Source organism: Xenorhabdus sp. SGI240 (assembly GCF_040081915.1).
GTDB lineage: Bacteria > Pseudomonadota > Gammaproteobacteria > Enterobacterales > Enterobacteriaceae > Xenorhabdus > Xenorhabdus bakwenae.
Map to the genome: position 1 here is coordinate 67,254 of NZ_JBEBMB010000027.1, position 14,913 is coordinate 82,166.

The window sequence follows — 14,913 nt, forward strand, 5'->3', positions numbered from 1 at the left end:
GATGGTGACATCAGGCTTTAAATTTGTTGAAAACTTAGTCAATTATTTTAACGGATATCGACACAATTCAGACAGAATGTGTAGATATTCTGCGGATCTTTCATATTGTTATAAAATGTAGCTTGTTTTTTCACATCTTGAGCGACTTCGGCAAATGGAGCCGGCAACATTGACTGCAAAGTATTTGGCAATAGTGCTTGTGCTGATGAAGTCATTCCCCGCATGAATTTTTCCGAGAATGAAAGTTCAGGTTGCATCCAGTCCAGTGATACATCTTTGATCTTTGCCAGTTCAGCGGCTTTTTTAACGGCGTCATCAAAATCACCCAGCTGATCGACCAAACCATGCTTTTTGGCATCAATGCCACTCCAGACACGCCCCTGAGCGACGTTATTGATCTCGTCCAAAGATTTATTACGAGAGTTTGCAACTAGCCCGATAAACTTACTGTAACCATTTTCAATAGCGAGTTGCATGACATCTGAGAATGTCTGGTTGATACCTTTAGTTGCAGAAATATCGGCTAATGGTGTTGTTGAAACCCCATCGGTATTCACACCAAGGTAATTGAGGCTCTTCTCAACGGTTTGAATGACACCAAAAACACCAATCGAGCCTGTTAAGGTACTCGGATCAGCAATAATATAGTTAGCTGGAGTTGATATCCAGTAACCGCCAGAAGCAGTCAATCCACCCATTGAAACGACGATGGGTTTCGCATTTCCGGTTTTGTCATCCCGGATTGCGGCTAACTCATTGCGAATAATTTCAGACGCCCCGATACTGCCACCTGGGCTGTTTACTCGTAATACGATCGCTTTGATATTGGGGTTATGGTGCGCTTCGCGCAGTTGTTCAACAAGGGTGTCGCTGCCAACGATACCCGGTGATTGTTTGCCGTCTAAAATTGCCCCTTCAGCAACAATAACAGCAATGTTGCCTTTATTATTTGTGTTTTGTATTGGTTTTTGGTCAATGTAGTTATAGATACTGATGTAATTGAAATGTTTTTGTTCCTTATTCCAACCAAATTTTTCCTGCATTTTCTTTTCAACGACACTGCGTGGTTCAATATAGTCCACTAGTTTGTTTTGGTACGCATACAGTGAAGCGTCTCCGCCTGCTTTACGGAATTTCTCGATAAAGTTTGCGGTGCCGGGGAAGACCTGATCAGCAGGGATATGCCGGTTAACTGCGATGGTATTTAAATAATCGTTCCACAGTTCGTTGAGCCAGAGGCTGTCAGATGCACGAGCTTCTTTTGACATATCGTCACGTAACATAGGTTCGACGGCTGATTTATAAGTACCTACACGGAAAATATGGGTAGACACTTTCAGTGTATCTAACAATGATTTGTAATATAACTGGTTGGTGGAGAAACCATGGATATCAACAGAGCCTAATGGAGAGAGAGAGATTTCATTGGCATAGCTGGCTAAATAATATTGTGATTGGCTATAAGAATCGCCAATTGCAAAAACAGGTTTGCCCGCCGCTTTAAATTCGTTGATGGCCTTGCCAAGATATCTCATAGAGGTCTGGTTTGTACCGATAAAATCATCCAGCTTTAATACCATGCCAGTAATTTTGGGATCGTTTTTTGCGCGGCGAATGCTGTCAACAATGTCAAACACAGAGGTTTCTTTGTCATTGCTATTGGATGGATCCAAAAGATTTTTGGCGAATTGTTCAAATGGACTGCGATCGGTTACGCGATCAAGAACAATCCCAGATAAGTTAACATACAATGCCCCGTGATAGTTATCGTCAAGTTTGGATTGTTGTTGGTAAACGATGACGCCAACAACGACAACAACAATCAACAGAATAAAAATAAGATTGAAAATAAATTGGCGAACAAAATTTAGGAGCTTCCAGCTCCATTTAAATAATGCTGCCGTGAAGTGCCATAATTTGCGCATATTGTTCTCCGGTCAGGGTATCAAATAGGGTTATCCTAATCATCCTGCTTGAAAATGTCAGCTGGAAATCATGTTATTGATTGAAAAAACAGTTTATGTGCTTTCATTCATTAACGAATAAACAGAGAATGTCGGTCTGAGACAGATTATCTTACTTTAGGAGAAAATAATGAATGCTTTGGAACTTTTGTTAAATCGTCGTTCAATTTCACGCTTAACAACCCCCGTACCAAAAGATATTGAATTGCAACATATTTTAGCCGCTGGGATGAGAGCGCCTGACCATGGGGCTTTGCGTCCTTGGCATTTTATTGTGATGGAAGGGGAAGGTATAGATAAATTCAGTAATCTCCTTGAAAAAGCCGCAATTGAAGGCGGAATGGGCAAGGAAGTTGAGGAGAAAGCAAAAAATGCCCCTTACCGGGCACCAATGATTATTACCGTTATCGCTAAGGTCGTTGAACATGCAAAAGTTCCGGCATGGGAACAAGTCGTTGCTGCGGGGTGTGCTGTTCACGCAATGCAAATGGCCGCAGTCACCCAAGGTTTTGGCGGTATATGGCGTTCAGGCTCATGGACAGAAGATCCCATTGTTAGAGTGGGCTTGGGATGTGAGGAAAATGACAAAATTGTTGGATTCCTTTACTTAGGAACCCCAGAACTCAGGGCACCTGCAAAAGTCGCAACACCCGATTTGACGAATTTTGTCAGTTATTTCTAATTTGTCAGTAACTTCTTAACTGGAGCGACTCATGTCAACTAAAATCCGTCTGACTCAAGAGAAAGAAACGATGTGCCAGTTGAATAGAACGGGGACAGATTTTGCAGGAATTGAGGGTGTTACAGCTATGACGGATGTAACAGGCTCCGGTCTGTTAGGGCATTTGAGTAAAATTTGTGGAGGTTCTGGCGTTCAGGAGAAAGTCAAATTTTCACAAATTCCGAGATTGCCAGATGTTGATGTTTATATCGAAAAAGGTTGTGTACCTGGAGGCACGGGACGCAACTTTGACAGCGCTGGGCACTTAATTGGAAAGATGATTCCCTGTCAACGTTATCTCCTGTGTGACCCACTAACTTCGGGTGGTTTATTGCTGGCAATTTTGCCGGATGCCGTGGAAGAGGCGAAAGCCGTTGCACGAAGCCACAACATTGATTTTTTTGCTATTGGTGAACTGCCTGAGCCAGGCTTAGGTAGAACACTCATTGAAGTTTTTGAATAATTCCATGCGTCTTTTTATTGCAGAAAAACCCAGTCTAGCGAGAGCCATCGCAGATGTTTTACCGAAGCCCCATCGACGTGGGGATGGGTTTATCGAATGCGGTGATAACCAGTTTGTGACTTGGTGTGTTGGTCATCTATTGGAACAGGCCGAACCCGATGCTTACGATAGCCGTTACGCTCGTTGGGTATTGGCTGATTTACCGATCATCCCTGAAAAATGGCAACTAAAGCCACGGGCAGCCGTGGCCAAACAGCTCAACATTATTAAATCCCTGTTGGAAAGAGCGACCGAAATCATCCATGCAGGTGACCCTGATCGTGAAGGTCAACTGCTGGTGGATGAAGTGCTGGATTTTTTAGATCTGGATACTGAGAGAAAATACAATGTCCAGCGATGCCTGATTAATGACCTGAATCATCAGGCGGTCGTAAAAGCGATTGAACGGCTGAGGAGCAATCGGGAGTTTATCCCCTTATGTGTTTCTGCACTCGCCAGAGCCAGAGCAGACTGGCTTTATGGTATCAATATGACCCGTGCTTATACCTTATTAGGCAAAAGTGCAGGTTATCAAGGGGTATTATCGGTTGGGCGGGTTCAAACGCCTATTTTAGGTTTGGTTGTGCGTCGTGATGAAGAGATAGAAAATTTCGTGCCGAAAGACTTCTTTGAAGTCAAAGCACATGTTGTTACACCTGATGAAGAGCGATTTACCGCTTTATGGCAACCCAGTGAATCGTGCATTGATTTTCAGGATGAAGAAGGGAGAATTATTCACCGGCCGTTAGCTGAACATGTCGTTGCGCGTATTGCCGGACAACCCGCCTATGTCTCTTCCTATCAGGATAAGCGTGAATCAGAAACAGCACCATTGCCTTTTTCTCTTTCATCCTTACAGATTGAAGCGGCCAAACGTTTTGGCTTGAGTGCTCAGGATGTACTTGATATTTGTCAGCGGCTTTATGAAACCCATAAATTGATCACTTATCCGCGCTCTGATTGTCGTTACCTGCCGGAAGAGCATTTTGTCGGGCGTCATGCGGTCCTGAATGCCATTTCGATTCATGCTACTCATTTACTTCCGCAGAATGCTTTAGATATAGGGCAAAAGAACCGCTGTTGGGATGATAAGAAGGTTGATGCTCACCATGCCATTATTCCTGCTGCACGTAGTAGCCAAGTCAATTTAACCGAAAATGAAAGCCATATTTATAGCTTGATTGCGCGGCAATATCTGATGCAGTTTTTTCCTGACGCGGTATTTCGGAAATGTACGATTGAACTTGATATTGCAGGTGGAAAATTTATCGCCAAGGCACGTTTTCTGGCAGAAGCGGGTTGGAGGACCCTGCTTGGCAACAAGGAACGGGATGAAGAGAATGAAGGCACGCCATTACCTGTTGTTGCTAAAGGAGATGAATTATTGTGTGAGAAAGGCGAAGTGGTGGAAAGACAGACACAACCTCCACGGCCTTTCACGGATGCAACATTATTGTCTGCAATGACTGGCATAGCTCGGTTTGTGCAGGATAAGGCTTTGAAAAAGGTGCTTCGTGCCACTGATGGCTTGGGGACGGAAGCGACTCGAGCAGGGATCATTGAGCTGCTATTCAAACGGGATTTCCTGTACAAAAAAGGGCGTTATATTTACGCGACTCCGGCTGGCAGGGCTTTAATTCATGTATTGCCGGACATGGCGGTATTGCCGGATATGACTGCACATTGGGAATCTCGGTTGACGCAAATCAGCGAAAAGCAATTCCGTTATCAGGATTTTATGTTCCCCCTTCAGGAAACATTGCAGCAGTTGATTTGGCAGGCAAAACAACATCGTAATTTGACGGCTTTTAGGGACTTGCCTCCTGTTCCCGTTAATGCCAAAAAAGGGAAAGGAAAGCAGGTAAAATCCAGCAAGAGCAGGGCAAAGAAAGATCAAGCCAATCAGGGATGATCCCGAAATGCTGACACAGCACCATAATGGGTGGTGCTGTGTTTCATGGTCGCTGTTTATATCTTAAACTCAGTCCAGACAGGGGCATGATCGGATGGTTTTTCCATGCTGCGGATAGCATAATCGATACCAGAAGAGATACATCTTTCTGCCAACGGATGGCTGGCAAGCAGCAAATCAATGCGCAGCCCACGATTATCATCAAAGCCTTTTGAGCGATAGTCGAACCAAGAAAACTGGTCATTGACTTCGGGGCTTAGTGCTCGGAATGTATCGATGAGTCCCCAGTTTTTCAAGCGTTCCATCCATTCACGCTCTTCTGGCAAAAAAGAACATTTCCCCGTCTTTAACCAGCGTTTCTGGTTGTTTTCTCCGATGCCAATATCGAGATCTGTTGGACTGATATTCATGTCTCCCATAATCAGAATGTGTGATTCTGGAGAATGGTTAATTTCCAGGTAAGACAGTAGATCCTGATAAAACTTTTCTTTTGCAGGAAATTTAATCAGATGGTCACGGCTCTCCCCTTGTGGAAAATAGCCATTGATTACAGTTAATAAACCAAGCGGTGTCTCGATATCGGCCATAATAATGCGGCGCTGTGCATCATCGTCATCAGTAGGAAAACCTTTACGGATATCTACGGGTTGTTGGCGAGTGAGCAGCGCGACACCATAGTGTGATTTTTGACCATGGTAAAAGACGTGATAACCCAGCTTACTGACTTCTTCCAGAGGAAACATTTCATCATGGACTTTTATTTCTTGTAATCCGATAACATCAGGTTGGTGTTGTTCAACAATGGCAGCAAGTTGATGATGACGTGCTCTTAACCCATTAATATTGAATGATATAAATTTCATATTGTTATAATCACCTATAAAATATTCTTATTCTTAATATTAACAGATGCAAATAAGGATGTAACTATTTATTAAATAATAAATTTCACCTGATTATCTTGATAATTCGCTATTTTACTCACATATGTAATACTATACTGATTGTAATACTCTCGTTACCTCAAATTTAAAGTGTCGAATCGATTTTTAAATAATAAAAAGAGACCAAATCAATAAATAGTAAATTAATGGATTTATAATAATTCACTAATTGTTATGTGTTATATTCAACAGTTGATATTGTAATTTTACGTGAGAGTTTTTATTATTGAAATTTATTTTATGTTGTGTGTTACAAAAATTAATTAATGAAAAAGTAGAAGAGTTAATCAATCTCTGATAGAAATTTGAACGTGTAGGTCATGGTTATATTTGTTAATGGCTTACAATCACGGTGGAATATTCATCATGATATAGATGAATAATATAGTTCATCTAAACCGCATTATTGCATCAGGGACTGGTATTTTATATAAATGCCATTTGAAAAATACTTATTTTTATTGTACAAAGCTATACCTTCATAATATCAAGTTTGATTTAGCGGTTACCTGATGGAAGGCCATTTCAAGGAAATTATTTTAGCCACAAGTTACATAGGAACGGTGAATTATGTTTTTTTCTCGTAAATTAGAAGCATTCATGGCGGTGGTGGAAATGGGTTCTTTAAGCAAAGCGGCAAGAGTGATGAACCGTACGACTCCCCCAGTCGCTAAATCAATTAAAGACTTTGAAGCGACGTTAGGAAAGCGCTTATTCAAAAGGGAGAAGTTTGGGATGATTCTGACCAAAGACGGAGTGGAGTTATATAATGACTTAAAAGAGCTCTATTTGAAAGAGAAAGAAATTACAAAGAAACACATTAGCGGGAGTATTTGTAATGTTGTAAATATATACCATGATTGGGGTAAGAAAAAGCATCTGATTTCACTTTATAAAGCAGCGGACAGAAATAATGCTCAAGTGAATATATTACGCTTCAGTTATGATAACATTGATGAAATAGTTGACTATGAGGGCAATACAATAATTTTAAGTTCAGAAAAAATACTTAGTGATCGATTCAGTCTGGTAAGGAAAATTGATGGCCCAAATTTGGGGATCTGCTGCCGCAAAGAGTTATTGGATGAAGTCAATGGGGACTTTACTCAATTGCTGAGAAAGAGAACGTGGTTATGTGATCCCGTGCTCTATAAAGGCAATTTGATAAAGAATCTGGAAGAGGAAATGATAAAAAACGGAGAAAAAGTTAATATTCGACAGATGGATAATATAGAATGCTGTCTCAATTTTATCCAGTCAACCGATTATATTTTTATTACAGATTCCCACTCCGGTGCACTGGAAGAGGGAGAAAGTCTGGGCTTCGTTCCTATATCACGGCCTGATGCAATTAATCAGTGTTATGTCTACAAATCAAAATCTCATTCAAGCGTGTTAAATCGTTTCATCGACTCCGTCAGTGATATGGAGTAACTGACAGCATGAGCGGAGTTTCTCAGCTCCGCTATGGGTGTTTACCTAAATGCATTAAAAGAGCTTAGAACAGATTTTTTGATGGTGGTGAGGAAGGATGATGTGCCATTTCGTTCCTCACCTTTGGCTTATCTAGGTATTACGCATCTTGACATTTCATCTTGCTTCTCCTTGCCCATAACCATTCTGTGGTATTCCAATTTGAATGTTAGCTTGAACGTATTAACACTTTCCAAATCGAGATATTTTATGAACCAGTAAGCTATAATTTACTGTTTAGTAAGATAAGTATGTTTTTTGATTTTTATATAATGAAATGTGGGTTCTTGATGGTGGTGGGGGAAGGATTCGAACCTTCGAAGTCTATGACGGCAGATTTACAGTCTGCTCCCTTTGGCCGCTCGGGAACCCCACCAGATTTTGAATTATATACTGTCGTTAGCAGCGAGCGGCATAATATCAGATAAACCGCCGCTGTAAAGCAGATAATTGAAAATAAAGTATCGTACGCTTGCTTTTTGATCCAGGTGCTCATATTACAACCTATTGGGTGATAGGATTGCATTTTGTCCAAACAGCTATAGGCACAATACCTTATTGTTTATTAAAAAGATAACATGGTTTATTAAAGAATGACGGTACGGTTGCCATATACAAAAACCCGCTGGGAAAATACCCAGTGTAATGCCTGGCTCAATACATTCTTTTCGACATCCCGTCCTGCACGCATCATCTCCTCAGCGGTATAGGTGTGATCCACATTTATCACATCTTGGGTGATAATCGGGCCTTCATCCAAATTGTCATTTACATAATGAGCCGTCGCACCAATAATTTTCACACCACGCTCATAAGCCTGATGGTAAGGGCGAGCACCGATAAATGCGGGCAAGAATGAATGGTGAATGTTGATTATTTGATTTGGGTAATATTGAACAAATGCTGGTGTTAAGACTCGCATATACTTGGCCAGCACAACATAATCCGGCTTATATTGATCAATTTGAGCCATCAATGCTTCGTCATGTTGTTCACGGGTTAGACCCTCATGACTGATGTAATGGAATGGGATATCAAACTGCTCAATCAATTTTTGCAAAGTAGTATGATTGCCGATGACAGCCGCAATTTCGACATCCAGTCCACCATAGACACTTTTGACTAAAATGTCGCCAATGCAATGCGCCTCTTTTGTCACCATGATAACGATACGGCGTCGGCCTGCTGTATTTAATTCACGGTTTGAACCCGCAGGGAGAGCGTCATCCAAATCGGCCAGAAGAGTTTCGTCATTAAAAATACCCTCCAGTTCGGTACGCATAAAAAATCGTCCAGTGCGATGATCCACAAACTCATTATTTTGAACGATGTTTAATTGATGTTTGTAACAAATGTTTGTGATTTTTGCGATTAATCCTTTGGAATCAGGACAAATCGTACGCAAGATTTTTTTTTGTATGTTTGCGTTTTGCATGGATTACGAGAACCTCAAATATTCTTCACTGTGTGTGAGTGGTTGCGTTTGATATTTAGATGCTGATTTAACCACAGCATTTCTTGTATTTTTTGCCTGAACGACATGGACAAGGGCTATTTCGGCCTATTTCAGGGCGTATGCCATCTATATAAAACCAACGCTGATCAAGGTACAAAAAACGTGAGCGCTCATGAATCAATTGCTTATCTTGCTTTCCTTGTTCAATAAAGCAAGCAGAAAATTCAACATAAGCTTCGTTATTATGTTTCCCCTGATTAGTTTCGAGGACATTTAATCCCAGCCATTGTACACCGGCAAAACTTTGTTCTATTTCTGTACGCCAATTTTCAGACTGGCAATCCGGGTGCCAGGTTGCGATAAGATAGTCTGCATTTTGTGTAACGTAAGCACTATATCTGGAACGCATCAGGGATTCAGCATTTGGGGCAGGGAGATGGTTTTCAAGATAGGGGCTACAGCAAAAGTCGAAAGATGAGCCACTGCCGCAGGGACACATGTTTGTCAAAATAGCTCCAGTTATTTAAAGTGGTTGCAGATTATCGTTAATTGTAAGGTAAATCAGTATTTATTGAACAGGATTAAATGCCAGCGCACTGTATATCTGGCCGAATTAACTGGTGTATACTCGTGCGCGTTATTTTTTGCGAGTGCTATTTTCCTCACACATACGATTTTTTTTGAGAGTTAATGCTATTGTTTAAACTGTAAAGGAGTTTTTCAGTGAAAACATAGCAGTAGGAGACGATGTAATGTCATTAATAAATAAAAAGGTCAAAAAAGCGGTTATACCTGTTGCTGGTTTGGGAACCCGGATGTTGCCAGCCACCAAAGCCATCCCAAAAGAAATGCTCCCCTTGGTGGATAAACCACTTATTCAGTATGTGGTCAATGAATGTATCAAAGCAGGGATTAATGAGATCATTCTGGTCACTCATTCATCCAAGAACTCGATAGAAAACCATTTTGATACCAGCTTTGAGTTGGAAGCGATTCTTGAGAAAAGAGTTAAGCGCCAGTTATTGGACGAGATACAATCTATCTGTCCAAATCATGTGACCATCATGCAAACCCGTCAAGGAATAGCAAAAGGATTGGGACATGCCGTGTTATGTGCTAAACCCCTTATTGGTGATGAGCCGTTCGCTGTTGTTCTGCCTGATGTTATTTTGGATGAGTACAGTACCGACCTATCAAAATATAATTTAAGCGAAATGTTATTACGCTTCAACAGCAGTGGTGCAAGCCAAATTCTGGTTGAACCTGTCCCTGTAGAAAGTGTTGCGGATTATGGCATTGTTGATTGCCTGGGTGAAAATTTACAGCCTGGGGATAGCAAACCTATTGTCCGTGTTGTTGAAAAGCCAAAACCGGAAGAGGCACCATCGAATCTTTCCATTGTTGGTCGTTATGTATTATCCGAAAAAATCTGGCCATTATTGGCTAAAACTGCGCCAGGGGCAGGAGATGAAATACAACTGACAGATGCTATTGCCATGCTGATGGAAAAAGAGTCCGTTGAGGCTTATCACTTGCAAGGTCGTAGTCATGATTGTGGTAATAAGTTGGGTTATATGCAGGCATTTGTTGAATATGGCATGAAACATAAAGAATTGGGCAAGTCATTCACGGATTGGATCATGACCTTGCAAAATCAGTTTGAAAAATAATCTACTCGTACTTTAAGGTGTGATATGAAAGTTACTGTATTTGGTATTGGCTACGTAGGCTTAGTGCAAGCAACCGTATTTGCTGAAGTGGGGCATGATGTTCTTTGTGTCGATGTTGATGCAAAAAAAGTCGAGAACTTGAAAAACGGTCAAATTCCTATCTTTGAGCCGGGCTTGACGCCCTTGGTAAAGAAAAATCATGCTGAAGGACGGCTGAATTTTACAACGGATGCCAAAGCCGGTATTGCTCATGGCAAATTACAGTTTATTGCAGTAGGCACACCTCCTGATGAAGATGGCTCTGCTGATCTTAAGTATGTTACTGCTGTAGCCAGAACGATTGCGGAAAATATGGATGGTTACAAAGTTGTTGTTGACAAGTCAACTGTGCCGGTAGGTACGGCTGATAAAGTCAGGGCAGTGATGCAAGCAACATTGGCAGAGCGTAATCTGGAACTTCCATTTGATGTCGTTTCCAACCCTGAGTTTTTGAAAGAAGGCGCCGCTATTGCTGATTGTATGCGGCCTGAACGCATTATTATTGGTTGTGATAATGATGATGTGGTTGATGTCATGCGTGAACTGTATGAGCCATTTAATCGTAATCATGATCGTATGATAGTTATGGATATCCGCAGTGCTGAATTGACTAAATATGCAGCTAACTGCATGTTGGCGACAAAAATCAGTTTTATGAATGAAATGGCTAACTTGGCTGAAATGCTGGGAGCTGACATTGAGCATGTGCGCCAGGGAATTGGTTCCGACTCACGCATCGGATATCACTTTATTTACCCTGGATGTGGATATGGCGGTTCATGTTTCCCTAAAGATGTTCAGGCATTGATCCGGACTTCTGAACAAATTGGATATACACCCAAAATTCTTCAGGCAGTGGAGCAGGTTAACGAAAAACAGAAAAGTAAATTACCTGCTTTTGTAAGACACTATTTTGGTGATGATTTATCGGACAAGACATTTGCTATTTGGGGGCTGTCATTTAAACCTAATACAGATGACATGCGTGAAGCATCGAGCCGTGTCTTGATGGAAACGTTATGGAAATACGGCGCTAACGTTCAGGCGTATGATCCTGAAGCTATGCAGGAAGCCCAACGTATTTATGGGCAGCGTGATGATCTCTCTTTAATGGGAACAAAAGAAGCGGCATTAAAAGGTGCTGATGCTTTGATTATCTGTACAGAATGGCAAAATTTCAGAGCACCTGATTTTGATGTGATTAAGGATTCATTAAAAACGCCGGTGATTTTTGATGGACGCAATCTTTATGATCCCGAACGCCTGCAATCGCGTGGTTTTACTTATTATGGTATTGGTCGCGGTGCCTCAATCAAACCCGTCATTTGAGTTAATTTATGAAATTTTTAGTTACAGGCTCTGCTGGTTTTATAGGTTTTCATGTTAGTCAGCGGCTATTGAATATGGGGTATGAGGTTGTTGGTATCGATAACCTCAACGATTATTATGATGTTAATTTGAAACAGGCGAGATTAAATTTATTACTCTCTTATTCAAATTTCAAATTTCAAAAATTAGACCTGGCTGACAGAGTTGCAATACCCGAATTGTTTGCGAAACATCAATTCCAGCGAGTTATCCATTTAGGGGCCCAACCGGGTGTGCGTTATTCAATACAAAACCCTATGGCATATATAGATGCCAATATCGTCGGTCACATCAATATACTTGAAGGTTGCCGCCATCATTCTGTAGAGCATCTATTATATGCATCTTCCAGTTCAGTCTATGGCTTAAATAAAAAGCAACCTTTTTCTACTGATGACTCAGTTGATCATCCGGTTTCTTTATATGCAGCAACAAAAAAAGCCGATGAGTTAATGTCTCACAGCTATTCACATCTTTATCAACTTCCCACTACAGGATTAAGATTTTTTACCGTATATGGACCGTGGGGGCGCCCTGACATGGCTTTATTTAAATTCACTAAGGCTATGTTAGAAGGTCAGCCGATTGATGTTTATAATCATGGTAATATGGTGAGAGATTTCACATATATTGATGACATTGTTGAATCTATAATCAGATTGCAGGATATCATTCCTGCTTCCAATAAAGACTGGTCAGTTGAGGATGGGCAAATATCTGCCAGCTCTGCGCCATACCGGGTTTACAATATTGGAAATGGACAACCGACAAAACTGGGTGATTTTATTGAAGCCATTGAAACCTCATTAGGAATTGAGGCAAAGAAAAATTTTATGGAAATTCAAGATGGCGATGTATTGTCAACATGTGCAGATTCAAACGCGCTTTACAATAAGATTGGTTTTTCACCTAACACACCGGTAAAGGAAGGGGTGAAACGATTTACCGATTGGTATTTAGGCTTTTATCAGAAGCGATGACAGCAAAAATAGAAAAGGAGCGGTTAGCTCCTTTTCTATAACTTTATGTTAATAAAAAACTAAGTTAGTGTTAAATTGTTTTTTATCACATCGAGAATATGAAGATGACTTAGTCACTAATATAGCTCTCTGTGTTTCTACATCAGCCTGTAATTAACCTAGTTAGTAATATTAATCATAAAACAAAAATACCCTATCAAGGGTATTTTTGTTATCAGGTCTTAAAGCAACTGATTAGATCAGGAAATCTTCCAGTTTTTTACCTTCTTCTTCAATTGCTTTTTTGATTACAGCGGGGGTACGGCCTTGGCCAGTCCAGGTTTTAGTTTCACCTTCATCAATGTATGAATATTTAGCTGGACGCGCGGCACGTTTAGATTTACCAGTAGATTTACCACTTAATGCATCTACTAAATCGCTTAATTCAATACCATCTTTTTCCAGCATTTCACGGTATTCTTGAAGTTTACGTGTACGCTCTTCTATTTGTACACGAGCCTGATTTTCTTCGTCACGACGTTCTTCAACAACAGTCGTAAGTTTTTCCAGCATTTCTTCCAAAGTAGTAAGTTCACATTCTCTTGCTTGTGCGCGCAAGGTACGGATGTTATTTAAGGATTTTAAATTTTCGCTCATTGTCCTGGTCTCAAATTATAATGATGATAGCTGATGTAGAGATAATAATAGAATGCTATTTTATTTTCTGCAATAGTGAATTTACTTTCTTAGGCTAAAACATGTCATTTTAAAATGCAATTTTTGAAGTAATCGATATATTGCGTTTTAATCCGGCTATTAGGTTTACCATTTTTCAATAAGAATGAAGGGGATTACTGTAAAGTTTAGTAAGGGATAAAACTTAGGGTATAAAACTAATTTATAGTCAATGCGTAAGAAACATTAACTGTTTTTCTGAAAATAAGTTGATGAGTAAGTGTAAGATGAAAGTTTTTTATGGGTAATCCATTAGTTATGATCATGGTGGGTGAATTGAACAAAAGTAAACCACTATGATTATTAATATTCAAAGGATGAGGGTAAAAATAGCTATTTTCTTTTTATGTTAATTTTGTGCATTTGGTATGCAGGAAGTCCTTGTGATGCTGATTTTATATGCGCAAATGTGATGATTATCATGAAAATAATCTTTTCTTATTCATTTTAATTTGTTTCTGTTACTCCACATTTGACAATGACAGGGATAATTTTAACCAGAGTTTGTGGTAAACTGGTGCTGTTATATCGCCTGATTAAATTTGACAAGAGGATGAACAGGCCAATGGCTCAGCTTTATTTTTATTATTCCGCCATGAACGCAGGGAAATCAACTTCCTTATTGCAGTCTTCCTATAACTATAACGAAAGGGGAATGAGAACGCTGATCTTTACAGCAGAGATCGATACTCGATTCGGTAAAGGAAAGGTCAGTTCCCGTATTGGATTATCCGCTGGAGCGTTGTTGTTTTCACCAAAAACAAATATTGCTGAACTTATCAGAAAAGAAAATAGGGCAGAAAAAGTCCATTGCGTTTTGATTGATGAATGCCAATTTTTAACGAAAGAGCACGTCGAGCAACTGTGTGAAATTGTAGATTATGATGATATCCCTGTTCTTTGTTATGGTTTAAGGACAGATTTTCAAGGTGAGTTATTCAGCGGCAGTGAATATCTCCTTGCGTGGTCAGATAAATTGGTAGAGTTGAAAACAATCTGTCATTGTGGGAGAAAAGCCAGCTGTGTACTTCGTTTTGGCAACGATGGCAACGTTGTTTACGATGGTGCTCAGGTTGATATTGGTGGTAACGAAAAATACGTCTCTGTGTGTCGCAGGCATTATACTGACGTTATTCGTGAAGCCAGGGCCAAAAAGGTTTAATACGCCGC

At 40.4% G+C, this 14,913-nt stretch carries 12 protein-coding genes, 1 tRNA gene and 1 pseudogene; 8 read left to right on the forward strand and 6 right to left on the reverse strand.

Annotated features, from left to right (window positions below; genetic code table 11):
- Window positions 1–47 precede the first annotated feature (47 nt).
- A complete protein-coding gene (gene sppA, locus ABLA76_RS06795) occupies window positions 48–1,925 on the reverse strand; it encodes a signal peptide peptidase SppA (protein WP_348987358.1) in 1,878 nt (625 codons plus the stop codon).
- A 169-nt stretch (window positions 1,926–2,094) separates the two neighbouring features.
- Here sppA and ABLA76_RS06800 point away from each other — a divergent pair, with 169 nt between their 5' ends.
- The 3 genes and pseudogenes from ABLA76_RS06800 to ABLA76_RS06810 all read left to right on the forward strand — a co-directional run bounded on the left by ABLA76_RS06800 (window position 2,095) and on the right by ABLA76_RS06810 (window position 5,099).
- Window positions 2,095–2,646 (forward strand): NAD(P)H nitroreductase, encoded by a 552-nt coding sequence (locus ABLA76_RS06800; RefSeq protein WP_348987359.1) that lies wholly within the window; start codon window positions 2,095–2,097, stop codon window positions 2,644–2,646.
- 64 nt (window positions 2,647–2,710) lie between these two features.
- A pseudogene (locus ABLA76_RS06805) lies at window positions 2,711–3,148 on the forward strand (AIR synthase-related protein); the annotation flags it as partial.
- A gap of 4 nt (window positions 3,149–3,152) precedes the next feature.
- Window positions 3,153–5,099 carry a DNA topoisomerase III gene (locus ABLA76_RS06810; RefSeq protein WP_348987360.1) on the forward strand — a complete coding sequence of 649 codons (1,947 nt, stop codon included), beginning with the start codon at window positions 3,153–3,155 and terminating at the stop codon, window positions 5,097–5,099.
- Between the two features lie 56 nt (window positions 5,100–5,155).
- Here ABLA76_RS06810 and xthA read toward each other — a convergent pair whose 3' ends face one another.
- Window positions 5,156–5,962, reverse strand: coding sequence for an exodeoxyribonuclease III (xthA, locus tag ABLA76_RS06815; protein WP_047771905.1), 807 nt, complete (start codon window positions 5,960–5,962; stop codon window positions 5,156–5,158).
- 651 nt (window positions 5,963–6,613) lie between these two features.
- Between xthA and ABLA76_RS06820 the strand changes: the two genes are divergently transcribed.
- Window positions 6,614–7,477, forward strand: a complete 864-nt coding sequence (locus tag ABLA76_RS06820) for a LysR family transcriptional regulator (protein WP_348987361.1) — start codon at window positions 6,614–6,616, stop codon at window positions 7,475–7,477.
- 330 nt (window positions 7,478–7,807) lie between these two features.
- Here the strand turns inward: ABLA76_RS06820 and ABLA76_RS06825 are convergent.
- The 3 genes from ABLA76_RS06825 to ABLA76_RS06835 all read right to left on the reverse strand — a co-directional run bounded on the left by ABLA76_RS06825 (window position 7,808) and on the right by ABLA76_RS06835 (window position 9,480).
- Window positions 7,808–7,892: transfer RNA gene (locus tag ABLA76_RS06825), tRNA-Tyr, on the reverse strand.
- Between the two features lie 210 nt (window positions 7,893–8,102).
- A complete protein-coding gene (gene purU / locus ABLA76_RS06830; protein WP_047770986.1) occupies window positions 8,103–8,951 on the reverse strand; it encodes a formyltetrahydrofolate deformylase in 849 nt (282 codons plus the stop codon).
- Between the two features lie 67 nt (window positions 8,952–9,018).
- Window positions 9,019–9,480, reverse strand: a complete 462-nt coding sequence (locus tag ABLA76_RS06835; protein ID WP_348987362.1) for a YchJ family protein — start codon at window positions 9,478–9,480, stop codon at window positions 9,019–9,021.
- Window positions 9,481–9,724: 244 nt separating this feature from the next.
- Here ABLA76_RS06835 and galU point away from each other — a divergent pair, with 244 nt between their 5' ends.
- From galU to ABLA76_RS06850, 3 genes are read left to right on the forward strand one after another with little or no spacing between them, the layout of a single operon-like run.
- Window positions 9,725–10,642: a UTP--glucose-1-phosphate uridylyltransferase GalU gene (gene galU, locus ABLA76_RS06840; RefSeq protein WP_348987363.1), complete on the forward strand. Its 918-nt coding sequence runs from the start codon at window positions 9,725–9,727 to the stop codon at window positions 10,640–10,642.
- Window positions 10,643–10,666: 24 nt separating this feature from the next.
- Window positions 10,667–12,010, forward strand: a complete 1,344-nt coding sequence (locus ABLA76_RS06845; RefSeq protein ID WP_348987364.1) for a UDP-glucose/GDP-mannose dehydrogenase family protein — start codon at window positions 10,667–10,669, stop codon at window positions 12,008–12,010.
- A gap of 8 nt (window positions 12,011–12,018) precedes the next feature.
- Window positions 12,019–13,029 (forward strand): NAD-dependent epimerase, encoded by a 1,011-nt coding sequence (locus ABLA76_RS06850; RefSeq protein ID WP_348987365.1) that lies wholly within the window; start codon window positions 12,019–12,021, stop codon window positions 13,027–13,029.
- A 234-nt stretch (window positions 13,030–13,263) separates the two neighbouring features.
- Here the strand turns inward: ABLA76_RS06850 and ABLA76_RS06855 are convergent, their stop codons facing one another.
- Window positions 13,264–13,665, reverse strand: coding sequence for an H-NS family nucleoid-associated regulatory protein (locus ABLA76_RS06855; protein ID WP_047770981.1), 402 nt, complete (start codon window positions 13,663–13,665; stop codon window positions 13,264–13,266).
- Window positions 13,666–14,308: 643 nt separating this feature from the next.
- On the opposite strand from ABLA76_RS06855, the gene ABLA76_RS06860 reads away from it, so the two are divergent.
- Window positions 14,309–14,905, forward strand: coding sequence for a thymidine kinase (locus ABLA76_RS06860; protein ID WP_047770980.1), 597 nt, complete (start codon window positions 14,309–14,311; stop codon window positions 14,903–14,905).
- Window positions 14,906–14,913: the final 8 nt, after the last annotated feature.